Origin of the sequence: Pedococcus ginsenosidimutans, assembly GCF_039544395.1 — a bacterium.
In the GTDB taxonomy this organism is placed as follows: domain Bacteria; phylum Actinomycetota; class Actinomycetes; order Actinomycetales; family Dermatophilaceae; genus Pedococcus; species Pedococcus ginsenosidimutans.
Map to the genome: position 1 here is coordinate 651,452 of NZ_BAABLO010000001.1, position 12,677 is coordinate 664,128.

Annotated in this window: 13 protein-coding genes; 4 read left to right on the top strand and 9 right to left on the bottom strand. The window is 72.9% G+C overall.

From position 1 onward, the window contains the following. The first annotated feature begins 16 nt into the window (after nt 1-16). Entirely contained in the window at nt 17-880 is an 864-nt protein-coding gene (locus ABEA42_RS03230) for a DUF3626 domain-containing protein (RefSeq protein WP_345501132.1), read from the top strand. On the opposite strand, the gene ABEA42_RS03235 is transcribed toward ABEA42_RS03230, so the two are convergent. The 3 genes from ABEA42_RS03235 to ABEA42_RS03245 all read right to left on the bottom strand — a co-directional run bounded on the left by ABEA42_RS03235 (nt 875) and on the right by ABEA42_RS03245 (nt 3,688). Then, nucleotides 875-2,332, bottom strand: coding sequence for a LysR family transcriptional regulator (locus ABEA42_RS03235; protein WP_345501133.1), 1,458 nt, complete (start codon nt 2,330-2,332; stop codon nt 875-877). The genes ABEA42_RS03230 and ABEA42_RS03235 overlap by 6 nt on opposite strands. 181 nt (nt 2,333-2,513) lie before the next feature. Next, on the bottom strand, nt 2,514-3,146 hold the full coding sequence (locus ABEA42_RS03240) for a nucleoside/nucleotide kinase family protein (protein ID WP_345501134.1): 633 nt from the start codon (nt 3,144-3,146) through the stop codon (nt 2,514-2,516). Between the two features lie 35 nt (nt 3,147-3,181). Next, nucleotides 3,182-3,688 (bottom strand): DUF6584 family protein, encoded by a 507-nt coding sequence (locus tag ABEA42_RS03245; protein WP_345501136.1) that lies wholly within the window; start codon nt 3,686-3,688, stop codon nt 3,182-3,184. A gap of 187 nt (nt 3,689-3,875) precedes the next feature. On the opposite strand from ABEA42_RS03245, the gene ABEA42_RS03250 reads away from it, so the two are divergent. Further along, nucleotides 3,876-5,753, top strand: coding sequence for an acyl-CoA dehydrogenase (locus ABEA42_RS03250; protein ID WP_345501137.1), 1,878 nt, complete (start codon nt 3,876-3,878; stop codon nt 5,751-5,753). A 110-nt stretch (nt 5,754-5,863) separates the two neighbouring features. Here the strand turns inward: ABEA42_RS03250 and ABEA42_RS03255 are convergent, their stop codons facing one another. Together ABEA42_RS03255 and ABEA42_RS03260 are read right to left on the bottom strand one after the other, a co-directional pair. After that, nucleotides 5,864-6,163 carry a hypothetical protein gene (locus ABEA42_RS03255; RefSeq protein ID WP_345501139.1) on the bottom strand — a complete coding sequence of 100 codons (300 nt, stop codon included), beginning with the start codon at nt 6,161-6,163 and terminating at the stop codon, nt 5,864-5,866. Nucleotides 6,164-6,167: 4 nt separating this feature from the next. Further along, nucleotides 6,168-6,353 (bottom strand): hypothetical protein, encoded by a 186-nt coding sequence (locus ABEA42_RS03260; RefSeq protein ID WP_345501141.1) that lies wholly within the window; start codon nt 6,351-6,353, stop codon nt 6,168-6,170. A 270-nt stretch (nt 6,354-6,623) separates the two neighbouring features. On the opposite strand from ABEA42_RS03260, the gene ABEA42_RS03265 reads away from it, so the two are divergent. Next, nucleotides 6,624-7,649 (top strand): helix-turn-helix transcriptional regulator, encoded by a 1,026-nt coding sequence (locus ABEA42_RS03265; protein ID WP_345501142.1) that lies wholly within the window; start codon nt 6,624-6,626, stop codon nt 7,647-7,649. A gap of 103 nt (nt 7,650-7,752) precedes the next feature. Here the strand turns inward: ABEA42_RS03265 and ABEA42_RS03270 are convergent, their stop codons facing one another. Continuing rightward, a complete protein-coding gene (locus ABEA42_RS03270; RefSeq protein ID WP_345501143.1) occupies nt 7,753-8,493 on the bottom strand; it encodes a CHAP domain-containing protein in 741 nt (246 codons plus the stop codon). A gap of 228 nt (nt 8,494-8,721) precedes the next feature. Here ABEA42_RS03270 and ABEA42_RS03275 point away from each other — a divergent pair, with 228 nt between their 5' ends. Continuing rightward, entirely contained in the window at nt 8,722-9,528 is an 807-nt protein-coding gene (locus ABEA42_RS03275) for a C40 family peptidase (RefSeq protein ID WP_345501144.1), read from the top strand. Nucleotides 9,529-9,630: 102 nt separating this feature from the next. Here ABEA42_RS03275 and ABEA42_RS03280 read toward each other — a convergent pair whose 3' ends face one another. The 3 genes from ABEA42_RS03280 to ABEA42_RS03290 form a co-directional block, all read right to left on the bottom strand. Continuing rightward, entirely contained in the window at nt 9,631-9,894 is a 264-nt protein-coding gene (locus ABEA42_RS03280) for a DUF6458 family protein (protein WP_345501146.1), read from the bottom strand. 123 nt (nt 9,895-10,017) lie between these two features. Further along, entirely contained in the window at nt 10,018-11,877 is a 1,860-nt protein-coding gene (locus ABEA42_RS03285) for an NHL domain-containing thioredoxin family protein (protein ID WP_345501147.1), read from the bottom strand. Then, nucleotides 11,874-12,674 (bottom strand): carbon-nitrogen family hydrolase, encoded by an 801-nt coding sequence (locus ABEA42_RS03290; protein WP_345501148.1) that lies wholly within the window; start codon nt 12,672-12,674, stop codon nt 11,874-11,876. The genes ABEA42_RS03285 and ABEA42_RS03290 overlap by 4 nt, the downstream gene beginning before the upstream one ends. Nucleotides 12,675-12,677: the final 3 nt, after the last annotated feature.

Below are 12,677 nucleotides of genomic sequence, written 5' to 3' on the forward strand. Positions count from 1 at the left end.
TGGCAGGGTGCTGCGCGTGAGGGAGCTGTCACCGTGGGCCGAGGCCGCGGTCACGCACGTGGAGCGAGCCGCCACTGGCGGCCCGGTCGACCCGACGCTGCGCGTCACGGTCAACTTCCACCCCGAGCGCCTGCACCGCGGGACCTCGGTGCTGCAGGCGGTGGCCGCCGACGGCACCTACCGCTCCCAGTTCGAGACGGGCACGAGCAACGGCGGCCTCACGGCACACCCCGGCGGCGACCGGTGGCGGTGGGAGCAGCGCATCTTCGGTGGGGCGTACGACGACGCCCCCGACCGCGAGCGGCCCCGGTACGGCGCGTTGAACCACCGGCGGCGCCCGGTGGGGGGTGCTCCCCGGTTCGGGTCGGCGCACCTGAGGCTCGCTGCCCACACCCTGCTGCGGACGACCTTCTGCTACCCCGACTCGTTCTTCGAGCCCGAGCACCTCGGCACCGCCGCCGCGCTCGACCTGGCGCGGCGCGCCGACGACGACCTCACCTCGGGCGTCGTCGACGACCTCGACAGCTACGTCGAGGCCCACGTGCACGGCGTGCTCGACCTGGCCACCGATGTCGAGGCGGTGGTCCTCGACCCGGCCTTCCGTGGCTCGGAAGTCGAGGGCGCAGCGGCCGACCTCCCCTGCGCCGTCGAGTGGCACGGCGGCTTCCGGGTCGACCTCGACACGGTGCGGCGGCACCCGGACTACCGCGGCCGGCACATCGTGGCGCTGGCCGAGGAGGTGGCGGTCGACGGCTGGCTGGACCCGGCCGTCATCGGTGCCGCCGCGGCGACGCAGGAGCACCACCCGCAGGACCTCAAGAAGGTGTGGCACCACTTGGCGCGGTTCGGCGCACCGGACCAGCCCACGCACCCCTCATGAGGAGCGGGGGGCCTCGACGCGGCCAGGGCGGGCGGGCGAGGTGACCACCCCGGTGAACCGCTGACCCGCCTCCTCGATCCCCCGCAGCAGGCGCTCGAGGAACTCCGTCGGCCGAGCACCGCGGGAGTCCCGGAGCAACAGCTGCACCCCGAGCTCGGCCTCCAGGCGCTGGAGTCGGCGGGTCAGCGCGGGCTGGCTCATCGACAGCGACGCCGCCGCCCGGTTGATGCTGCCGAGCCGTGAGACGGCAGCCAGGACCTCGACGTCACCGAAGTCCAGGAGGTACGGGGCGGCGAACGTCCGCCGACGTCCCCCGCACACCGCGGCCACGCGCGGCGACGCACCAGCCGACGCGCCAGCCGACGGGCTGGCCGACGCACCCGCGGGCTCGCCCGCGGACGCCGACCCACCGGGCTGGGGCAGGGCGCACAGCGGCTGGCTGCTGCGCCACGTACCCCGGTCCGGCACGCCGTGCCCGTCCCCGAGACGCCGGCGGGCGCGCGACACCAGGTGCTCGCGCACGAGCGCGGCGAGCTGTTCGAGGTGCGCCGGCGAGAGGGTCGCGCCGGCCAGGAGCAGGAGCCGACGGCACGGTGACTCCGCCAGCGGCCGAGCGGCACCCCAGGAGGCGTCGGGGATCGTCGACGGCGACTGCAGGGTGAAGGACCCGGTGCGCAGCCCCATGCAGTGCGCGAGGGACGCCGACTCCGCGACCTGCATCCGCGCCGGCACCGGGAGGCCGTGGCGGGCGAAGACGACGGCGACCACGGGCTCACCCCGCTCGTCGACCCCGCTCACCCACGGCTGGTCGACGAGGTCGGCCAAGCTCAGCACCCGGCGCAGGGAGAGCGGGTGCCCTTCCGGAAGCACGACCCAGAGGGGGTCGTCGACGACCGTGACGACGCCCTGCCTCCTGCGGCACCGGCCGTCCCGCTCGCCCATCGACCAGACCAGGGCACCGTCGACCTCGTAGTCCTCGTAGCGGGCCAGGCAGGCGCGGGCCTCGTGGAGCTCGACCCGCAGCATCGGCAGATCGGAGGTCGCGAGCTCGTGCAGGAGGCCGGCATCGAGGTGCAGCGCCGAGGCCAGGCGCACGGGCCGTCCCGCGGACACGCTCCCCGCGGCTCGGTCGAGGGCCCCGTCGACGTGGACGTAGAAGGCCCGGGAGGCGACCAGCAGCCGGTGGCCGAGCTCGGTGAGCGCCAGCCGTGCTCCGACCCTGCGCGCCACCGGTGAGCCGTGCACCTGCTCGAGGCGGTCGATCTGCCGCAGCAGCGTCTTGGGTGGGGTCTTCACGGCGGCGGACACGCGCTGCAGGTCGTGCTGGGCGGCGATGTGGCCCAGGAGGGCGACGACCGCTCGGGTCAGCGGGGCCGGTGGCGCGGTGGAACCGGTGAGGACGGGGTCGGCGGGTCTTGCGTACGACAGGTCCTCGACGAGCTCCGAAGCCACGCGTCCCCCGTTCGCGCACCGGCCGACGGCACCGCGCACCGGCGTGGGGAGGCGGGCCGGGACACCTCGTCGGCCGTGCCTCCACTGGCGCCCGACTCATTCTCTGCGGCAGTCCACCCAAATCAACCCGCACCCGGGCAAACGGGGGTAAACATCGGGCAAAGTCACGCGCGGGGCCGCGTCAGTCGAGGGCCGACTCCACGAGGTACGGCGCGTCGAGCTCGGTGTTGTCGACGACCAAGTCGGCACGGTCACGCGGCGAGCGCTCGGCGAGGTAGGTGCGCTGGGCCTGCACGTAGCGGCGCAGGTCGGGGTGGGCCGGGTCCGGCGGCGAGCCGTCCCGGACCGCCATCCGCGCCGCCGACACCTCGAAGGGGACGTCGACGAAGACGGTGAAGTCGAAGGCGCCCTCGAGCTCGGAGCGGTGCAGGAACAGGCCGTCCACCACGACGGCAGCCCCCGGGGGCGCCGCGACCGGGTCGTCGAAGAGCAGCTCGTCGGTGCGCAGGTCGTGCCCGGCCGCCCGGTAGGACCGTGAACCACCCGGTCCGAGGGGGCCGAGGCACTCGGCGACCAGGCGTCCGTAGTCGAAGGAGTCGAGCCAGAAGCCCTCCGGCGACCGTGGTCCCCGGGCGTAGCGCTCGGCGCGAGGTCGGTGCCAGTCGTCCACCGACAGCTCCACCACGGGGCGCCCCTGGCGCCGCAGCGCCTCGGACAGTTCGCGCGCGAACGTCGACTTCCCCGCGCCGTCGACGCCGTCGACACCGACCCGTACGCAGTCCTCGCCGGCCGGGGCCGGCACGAGGGAGGCCACGTGGGCCACCAGCGCGGCCCGGGCAGGTGAGGCGCTCAGGGGACCAGCCAGCCGAGCAGCGTGACGAACCCGATCACCGCACAGACGACGAAGAGGACCCCGAGCGCGATCGCGATGATGACGGCGGCGTCCACGCCGCCCTCGTTGTCACCCTCGGCCCCGTCGACCGGCGCGGGCCGGTCACGCTCGACACGCCGCCGGAGCGCGTCGACCCTGGCGTTGCCCTCGTGGTCGCGCACCGAGCGGGGCAGGCTGTGCCACATCTGCACGAAGCTGTCGCCGTGCCGCTCGCGCCAGGCCTCGACCGCCTCGTCGACGTCCGCACCCCGGCGCGTGGAGCCGAACCACGCCGCTCCCGCGGACGGCAGGTCGCGCATCCGGGCGTGCACCTCACCGAGCAGGCCCAGGGCCTCGGGGTCCCAGGTGCCGGCGACGTGGGCGGCCAGCCGGTCGCGCGCCTTCCACTCCCGGCCCGCCTCGAGGTCGGTCCGCGCGAGCTCCACGGCATCTGCGCGGCTGTCGGTCGGGCTCTGCTCGGTCACACGGCGAGTATGCCGGGTGGGCGGGGTCGCGTCGCACCCCGCCACCGCCCGCGACACCCTGCTCCTCAGCCGTTCCGGTGACCCTCGCCACCGGGGCTTGCATTCATTACCCGCCAGTAGCACCATGGAAGTTACCGACCAGTACGGCCGGCGACGACGATGTGCGACACGTGCGGAGGTGCCCTGAATGGGCCACTACAAGAGCAACCTGCGAGACCTCGAGTTCAACCTGTTCGAGGTGTTCGGCCGGCAGGACGTCCTCGGCCAGGGGCCCTACGCGGAGGTCGACGAGGACACCGCCCGGGAGATGCTCAAGGAGGTCGCGCGGCTGTCCGAGCACGAGCTCGCCGAGTCGTTCACCGACGCGGACCGCCACCCGCCCGTCTACGACCCGAAGACCTACTCGGTGGCCATGCCCGAGAGCTTCAAGAAGTCCTACGCCGCGTACGTCGAGTCCGGCTTCTGGGGCGTCGACGTCCCCGGCGAGCTCGACGGCACCGTCGCCCCGCCCTCGCTCAAGTGGGCCATGAACGAGATGGTCCTCGGCGCCAACCCCGCCATCGCCATGTTCGCGGCGTCCTACTCCTTCGCCAAGCTCCTCTACATCCTCGGCACCGACGAGCAGAAGAAGCTCGCGAAGTGGATCGTCGAGAAGGGCTGGCACTGCACGATGGTGCTGACCGAGCCCGACGCCGGCTCCGACGTGGGCGCCGGCCGCACGAAGGCGACCGACAACGGCGACGGCACCTGGAACGTCACCGGCGTCAAGCGATTCATCACCTCGGCCGAGTCCGACATGACCGACAACGTCATCCACTTCGTGCTGGCCCGCCCCGAGGGCGCCGGCCCCGGCACCAAGGGCCTGTCGCTGTTCATCGTCCCCAAGTTCCACGTCGACCTCGAGACCGGTGAGCTCGGCGAGCGCAACGGCGCCTACGTCACCAACCTCGAGCACAAGATGGGCCTCAAGGTTTCGACCACCTGCGAGGTCACCTTCGGCGAGAAGGAGCCGGCGGTCGGCACCCTCACCGGCGACATCCACGACGGCATCGCCCAGATGTTCCGCGTCATCGAGCACGCCCGCATGCTGGTCGGCACCAAGGCCATCTCGACCCTGTCGACGGCCTACCTCAACGCCCTCGACTACGCCAAGGAGCGGGTGCAGGGCGCCGACCTGACCCAGCAGGCCGACAAGTCCGCCCCCCGGGTGACGATCACCCACCACCCCGACGTGCGCCGCTCCCTCATGACCCAGAAGGCCTACGCCGAGGGACTGCGCGCACTGGTCATCTACACGGCCACCCAGCAGGACACCGTCGACCAGGCCCAGCTCGCGAGCGGTTCGGAGGTGCTCGCCGACGACAGCCCGGCCCAGCTGGCCGGCCGCGTCAACGACCTGCTGCTGCCCATCGTCAAGGGCGTCGGGTCAGAGCGCGCGTGGGTGCTGCTCGGCACCGAGTCGCTGCAGACCCTCGGCGGGTCCGGGTTCCTGCAGGACTACCCGATCGAGCAGTACATCCGCGACGCGAAGATCGACACCCTCTACGAGGGCACCACCGCCATCCAGGGCCTCGACTTCTTCTTCCGCAAGATCATCAAGGACAAGGCGCAGGCGCTGTCGCACCTCGCGCTGCAGATCCAGGAGTTCGCCAAGGCCGGCGAGGGCGGCCAGTTCCTCACCACCGAGCGCGAGCTGCTCGGCAAGGGCCTCGAGGACGTTCAGGGCATCCTCGGCTTCATGGTCGGCGAGCTCATGAAGTCCGACCCGCGCCAGGACGGTGGCGACGTCACCAACCTCTACAAGGTCGGCCAGAACACCTCCCGCCTGCTCCTGGCCGCCGGCGACCTCGTCATCGGGTGGCTCCTGCTGCGCCAGGCCGAGGTCGCGCACGCCGCCCTCGAGGCGGGCGACACCCTCACCCAGAAGGACGCCGACTTCTACCGGGGCAAGATCGCGGCTGCGTCGTTCTTCGCGCGCACCGTCCTGCCGAAGATCGCGGCCGAGCGGGCCATCGCCGAGGCGACCGACAACGCCCTGATGGACGTGCCCGAGTCCGCGTTCTGACGCGACCGCGGCGTACCCGGCCGACCGCGGACCCCGCGCCTCGAAGGCAGCACGCACAACCAGAAAGGGCCGGCCTCCCCCCGGAGGCCGGCCCTTCTGCGTACCCCGCGTCAGCCCGGGCGGGTGGACGGGCGAGGTGAGGTGTCGAGCAGGGCCGAGCACTCGAGGAGCTCGGCCCCTCCGACCTGTTCGCACCACCGCGCGAGGGCGAGCCGGGCGGCCTGCTCGGCCCCGAGGGCGCGCTCGGCCCGCACGAACAGGACCGCCCGAAGCAGGTGGGCGTCGGCGGCGAGCACCGAGACGTGCTCGACCTCCCCCGAGCCGGCCAGCCCGAGCAACAGCCCCGTCAAGGCGTCGACCCCACCACCCGCGGTGGTGTGGGGACGCAGCCTCGCCTCGACGGGGTACACGGGATCAGCTCGGGTCGTGCCCGGGCTTGGCGTCGTCGCCGGGCCAGCCGATGGCCGACACCGAGCCCGATGCCGCACCGGTCCTCGTGGCCGAGTGGTGGTCGGCAGCCGTGGACACCACCGGCGCCGCGAGCGCGGCCAGCACCATGGCGGCGACGGCGGTGGTGACGATCCGGGACGTGCGCTTCATGTTCTCTCCCCATGTGACGTGAACCGCCTGGTGCGGTCCCCCCGGGGACGAGCGTGGACCGCGCCGACCGCGAGCGGAAGGCGAGGTGCTGGCACCGAGCGGACGTGGCCGGTTGGTGACACCACGACGAGGGGAAGTCGACGAGTTGGCAAGGAGAGGGCAAGGGCTTGGCGACGACTCCGCAGACTCGTGCCGCGGACTCGGGCGAAGGGGTATAAAGGCGCCAACCGCCCAGACCGGCTGCGAGGCCGGACGGCCACAGGGGGAACGATGTTGCAGTCCTTCGGCGTCGAGCAGCGCACCGAGGAGGTGTACCGCGCCATGCTGCAGCTGCCGCGGGCAGGCGTCGAGGAGTTGGCTGCCCACCTCGGGCTCGCCGACGCGGACATCCGCACCGAGCTCGACCACCTGGCCGGCCTGACCCTCGTCGAGCCCGGCGACGAAAGGCTCCAGCACTACCTCGCCCTGCCACCGGACCAGGCCGTGGAGGTGCTGATCGCGCGTGAGGAGGAGCGCCTGCTCGCCCGGCAGCGGGAGGTCGACGCGACCCGTACCTCCATCGGTGAGCTGGTGGACTCCTTCGTGGCCAGCCGCCGCAAGGTGGGCGACGACGGCCTCGTCGAGCAGCTCGACGGGTTCCGCGTGGTCAGGTCGAGGCTCTACCAGCTGACCAGCGCCGCCACCCGCCACGCCGCCAGCATGGTGCCCGGGGAGGCCTTCTCCCAGCGCGCCACCGAGGCCTCCCTGCGACTGGACACCTCGCTGCTGCAACGCGGGATCTCGTTGCGCACCATCGTCTCCGAGGTCTCACTCGCCACTCCCCACTGGGACGCCTACCTGCGACGCACCGTGGCCCTCGGGGCCCAGGTGCGGGCCCACCCCGCGCCACCGATGCTCGCCGTCGTCATCGACAACAGCTCGGCCGTCATCCCGCAGGGCCTCGACCTGACGGCCGGCGCGATGGTGGTGCACGGCGCGGCCCTCACCGCACCGGTGGCTGCGCTGTTCGACGAGGTCTGGCACGCCAGCACGCCGCTGGCCGCCGAGCCCGGCGAGCTGCCCGGCGACCCGCACCTGAGCGAGGCCCGCATCCGTCAGGTGGTCAGCCTCCTCGCCCAGGGCCAGAAGGACGAGGCCATCGCGCGGCGCATGGGGGTGTCGGTCCGCACCGTGCGCAGGCTGGTCTCGGAGGCGGTGGAGGCGCTGCACGCCCAGAGCCGCTTCCAGGCCGGCGTGCTCGCCGCGCACCGCGGCTGGGTACCCGGGCCGGGGCACCCGGACGTACCGGTCGGCTGACGAACCCTGGCCCCGCACCGGAAGGGTGCGGGGCCACGGTCCTGCCGCCGGCGGCGGTCGACGTCGGTGCCGTCGACCGCAGGGGTGCCCGGCGAGCGTGGGGTCAGCTGATGTGGATGTACTCGAAGCTGCTCTTGGCGACCCGGCGCGTGCCGTACCTGTCGGGCGAGGCGTAGTTGTACTCCTCCACCGTGACGGTGCCGTCGCTGTTCACCGCGGCGACCCAGGCCACGTGGCCGTAGCTGCCCGCGTCGGACTGGGCGACGGAGCCGACGGTCGGCGTGCTGTTGACCGAGATGCCGGCAGCCCGGGCGGCCTCGTCCCAGTGATTGGCGTTGCCCCAGTGCTGGCCCTTGAAGGAGTTCGAGAAGCTGGCGTTCTTGCGGTCCACGATGCGCCAGGCGGCGAACGAGGTGCACTGGCCCTTGTAGAAGTTCCACGGGTCGATGCCCGAGGTGGCGCCACGGTAGGGGTAGTCGTCGACCATCCCGGTGTTGCTCGTGGAGCAGGCCGGGGCGACGGCGTTGTCGGAGCCGGTGTAGACGTACGCGTCGGCGACGTAGCGACCCGTGCCGATCTTGTCCCACAGGCTGGAGGTGCCGTAGGTGCCCGAGACGGTGGTCCCCGCGGTCTGGCAGCTGATGGTCACCGACGCGCCGTCGTTGACGGTGCCGACGGCGCTGTAGCCGGTGCCGGGTCCGGAGCGGACGGTGAGCGGCGCACCGGCGGTGTTGACGGTGCCGCTGGCCGCGAGAGCGGCGGTGGCGAGCGCGACGATGGTGACGGCGGCGCCGCCGACGGCGAGACCACCGCGACGGCCGGTGCGGGCGAACAGCTTCTTCATGGCTTCGAGCTCCTTCGTGGGTCGTTGCGGCTGTAAGGGGTTGGCCGCCGGCGGCGCCGGTGGCATCCGCTCGTCGGCGAACGTAGGTCAACCGCAGCGGACAGCGACACCACCTGGCGCGTCACGTCGAGGCCATGGCACCGACCGGCCACGCGGAGCCCTGTCTGTGCCTGCCGGACCCGCGCGACCCTGCGAGGGGCCAACCGGCCTCCACACGAAGGAGAGAAGATGCGAGCACTTCAGCGCAGGGCCGGGTTCGCCCGGGCCGCGGTCGTCACCCTGGTCGCCGGGGGCATCGCGCTGGCCGGCGCCACCGCGGCCAGCGCGGCCTCGGGCACGGTCAACACGGCGGGCACGGCACTCACGGTCCGCTCCGGACCGGGCACCGGGTACACCTCGGTGGGCACCGTGGCGGATGGCGCCGCGGTGACCATCAGCTGCCAGACGGCCGGCACGAGCGTCACGGGCACCTACGGCACCACGACCATCTGGGACCAGATCGGCGCCGGCCGGTTCGTCTCCGACGCCTACGTCTTCACCGGCTCGGACGGCCGGGTGGCCCCCGACTGCACCGGCACCGGCACCGTCGCGGCCAAGGTCACGGCCACGGTCGACGCCGCGAAGTCGATGACGGGCAAGTACCCGTACTCGTGGGGCGGTGGCAACTACGCCGGTCCCACGAAGGGGATCTGCTGCAGCCCCAGCGGGATCGACGACCGCAACACCGTCGGCTTCGACTGCTCCGGCCTCATGGAGTACGCGTTCTACCAGGGTGCGGGGCTGCGGATCTCGAGCACGTCCTCGCAGCAGTACGCCGAGGGCTACAAGGTCGCCCTCGCCAACCGCAAGGCCGGCGACATGCTCTTCTGGTCGGACGCGAGCAGGTCGCCGTCAGCGATCCACCACGTCGCGCTCTACCTCGGCAACGACCAGATCGTCGAGGCCGACCGTGTCGACGGACCGGACATCAGGGTGCGCAGCATCAGCCTCTCCGAGACGGGGTTGATGGGCAACGTCGTGCGTCCCATCCGCTGACCTGCGACCACTCCCAGCGGCAGCACGCCCACCAGCACCCGGACGTGCCACGGGGCGGGCCGGTCACCCGGCCCGCCCCGTGGCGGTGTGGTCGGTCGAGCGTCAGATGCGGCCGTCGCGGTCGACGTCGACCTCGTCGACGCGGGTGCCCGTGGCGGGGTCGGTGTGGCTGACCCGGCGTGCCGAGTAGCCGCCCGCGGCGGTGCGGCGGTTGGTCACGACGAGCGAGAGCAGGATCGCCAGCACGCCGGCGGCCATGCAGATCCACCCGATCATGCCGAGGTTGACCGCGTCGACGGAGGCGTTGAGGGCGAAGGTCAGGATCGCGCCGACGACGATGAGGAAGATGCCGACTCCGATGTACATGCTCACTCCTGGGTGTCGCGGGTTCGGGTTTGACCCGGTCCGACGACTGTAGTGCCGCAACGCCTGACCTGCAGGAATGCCGCGCCGCAGCGGGTGCCGCCCCGGGTGTCCCGCGCGCCGCGCTCAGACCCCGCGCAGGTCGAGCGTCAGCTCGGCCGGAGCCCCTTCGGTGAGGACGACGGGGATGCCCCAGTCCTGCTGGTAGAGGTGGCAGGCGGCGTGCTCGGGCACCTCACCCGTGACGGGGTCGCCGTCGCACGAGGCAGCCCGGACCGACACGTGCAGCACCCCGTCACCCACCGAGGGGTCGAGGTCGAGCACCCGCGTCAGGCCCTCGGCACTGCCACCACCAGCGCGCAGCAGGTGCTCGGGCGTCGCCGAGACCATGAGCCAGGTGGGGTCGCCCCACCGGTGGTCGAGCTTCTGGCCGGTCGGTGGGGTGAAGGTGACCTCGAGCCGGAGCTCGCCCGCCGCCACGGCCGTCCTCGGGCGCTGCGTCTGGCGGGCGAGCCCGTCGACGCGGGTCGCCTTGTCGGGCAGGGGGATCCGCACGAGCTGGTGTGCAGCCGACTCGACCACGAGCAGGTGGGTCGCCCCCGAGCCGTCGGTCTGGACCATCGCGTCGGAGGGCTCGCGCAGCCCCGTGGCCAGGGTGCTGACCTCCCTCGCGACGGGGTCGAAACGGCGCACGGCACCGTTGTAGGTGTCGGACACCGCGACGGACCCGTCGGGCAGCACGGTGACCCCGAGGGGGTGCTGGAGCAGGGCCTGGTCGGCCGCGCCGTCCCGGTGGCCGAAGTCGAACAGCCCCTGTCCCACGTGCGTGGTCACGACGAACCCGTCGTCGGTGACGTCGAGCGAACGCAGGGCCGAGGTCTCGGAGTCGGCGACCCACAGGCGCCTGCCGTCGGCCGAGACCGCCAGGCCGGACGGCTGGGCGAACCAGGCCTCGTCCGCGGCGCCGTCGCGGATGCCCTCGGCAGAGGTCCCGCCGAGGACGGCGACGGTGTTGTCGGCCGGGTCGGTGGCCAGGTGCAGGGCCCACAGCTGGTGGACGCCGGCCATCGCGACGACGACCCGGTCGATGAACCACGCGAGGTCCCACGGGGTCGAGAGCGCCTGCCGCAGCGCCGGTCCGCTGCCGGAGCGTTCGCGCAGCTGCTCACCCGTCCCGGCCAGCAGCGTCCACGACCCGTCGCCGAGCCGCAGGCCCTTGACCTGGTGGTTGACGGAGTCCGCCACGACCACGTCGTAGCCCACCCGCTGGGCCGTCTCCTCGGGCAGCACGAGCACACCCTGGGGCTCGGCGAGCACGCCCTCCCCACCGAAGCGGCCGCGCTCGGTCACCAGGTCGGGCTCGAGCCACACGACCTCGTGGTGGGTGGTGTCGGACACGACGACCGAGCCGTCCGGGAGGGCGGCGACCTTGCCCGGGAAACGCAGTGCCGTCTCGGCCGGCTCAGGCGGCGAGTAGGGCGAGTCCCCCTGCCGCAGCGTGCCCTTGGCAGTGTGCTCGGCGATGAGCTCCTCGACGAGGACGGACAGCCCGTGGGCGTGGCCCTCGCCGGACATCGACGCGACGATGTAGCCCTCGGGGTCGATGACCACCAGCGTCGGCCACGCGCGAGCGGTGTAGGCCTGCCACGTCACGAGGTCGGGGTCGTCGAGCACGGGGTGGTGCACGGCGTACCGCTCCACCGCGGCCGCGAGGGCGTCGGGGTCGGCCTCGTGCTCGAACTTCGGGGAGTGGACGCCGACGAGCACCAGCGAGTCGGCGTACTTCTCCTCGAGCGGGCGCAGCTCGTCGAGGACGTGCAGGCAGTTGACGCAGCAGAACGTCCAGAAGTCGAGGACGACGACGCGGCCGCGCAGGTCGGCCAGCGAGAGGTCCGTCCCGCCGGTGTTGAGCCAGCCGCGGCCGGTGAGCTCGGGGGCGCGCAGGCGGGTCGTCGCACGGGTCGCCGTGCGGGGGTCGGCGGTCACAGCCGACGGTCCTTCAGGACGGGGAACTGCTCACGCCAGGTGGTCACCGCTTCCATGTCGACCTCAACACTGAGCACCTCCTCGCTAGTCCCCGCCATCGCGAGCGCCTCGCCCCTGGCGTCGATGACCTGGGAGTGGCCGCCCATCGGCGTCCCCGCGTGGGTGCCCGCGGTGTTGCAGGCGATGACGACGCACTGGTCCTCGATGGCCCTCGCGTGTGCCAGGAGGGTCCAGTGGCGCACCCGGGCTGCGGGCCACGCAGCCGGCACGATGAACGCGGTGGCACCGGCGTCGAGCTGTCGGCGGTAGAGCTCGGGGAAGCGCAGGTCGTAGCAGGTGGACAGCCCGGCCCGCCCCGCACCACCGGGCAGGTCGACGAGGACCACGTCCTCACCGGCGTCCATCAGCCGTGGCTCACCGGCGCCGAAGCCGAACCGGTGGATCTTGCGGTAGGTCGCGACGAGGCTGCCGTCCGTGCCGTAGACCAGCGACGTGTTCCACAGGCCCCGCCCCTCGGGCCCCGTCTCGCCGTCGGCCGGCCGCTCCACGATGGAGCCGGCGTGCAGCATGACGCCGGCGTCCCGCGCCGCGGCCGCCATCGCCGTCCCCACGGGGCCGTCGACCGGCTGGGCGCGGGCGTCCCACTCCCGGTAGGCGAAACCGCCGGCGGACCACAGCTCCGGCAGGACCACGAGGTCGTGCCCGCGCTGGGCCCGCACCAGGTCAGCCACCCGCTCGACCCGTGCCTCGACGGGCTCGTCGTCGCCGTAGGCGACCTGCACGACTGCCACGCGCATCGC

Coding starts and splice junctions, on each gene's coding strand:
- ABEA42_RS03250 (WP_345501137.1), top strand. CDS start 3,876: ATGGGCCACTACAAGAGCAACCTGCGAGACCTCGAGTTCAACCTGTTC.
- ABEA42_RS03260 (WP_345501141.1), bottom strand. CDS start 6,353: ATGAAGCGCACGTCCCGGATCGTCACCACCGCCGTCGCCGCCATGGTG.
- ABEA42_RS03265 (WP_345501142.1), top strand. CDS start 6,624: ATGTTGCAGTCCTTCGGCGTCGAGCAGCGCACCGAGGAGGTGTACCGC.
- ABEA42_RS03270 (WP_345501143.1), bottom strand. CDS start 8,493: ATGAAGAAGCTGTTCGCCCGCACCGGCCGTCGCGGTGGTCTCGCCGTC.
- ABEA42_RS03275 (WP_345501144.1), top strand. CDS start 8,722: ATGCGAGCACTTCAGCGCAGGGCCGGGTTCGCCCGGGCCGCGGTCGTC.
- ABEA42_RS03280 (WP_345501146.1), bottom strand. CDS start 9,894: ATGTACATCGGAGTCGGCATCTTCCTCATCGTCGTCGGCGCGATCCTG.
- ABEA42_RS03290 (WP_345501148.1), bottom strand. CDS start 12,674: ATGCGCGTGGCAGTCGTGCAGGTCGCCTACGGCGACGACGAGCCCGTC.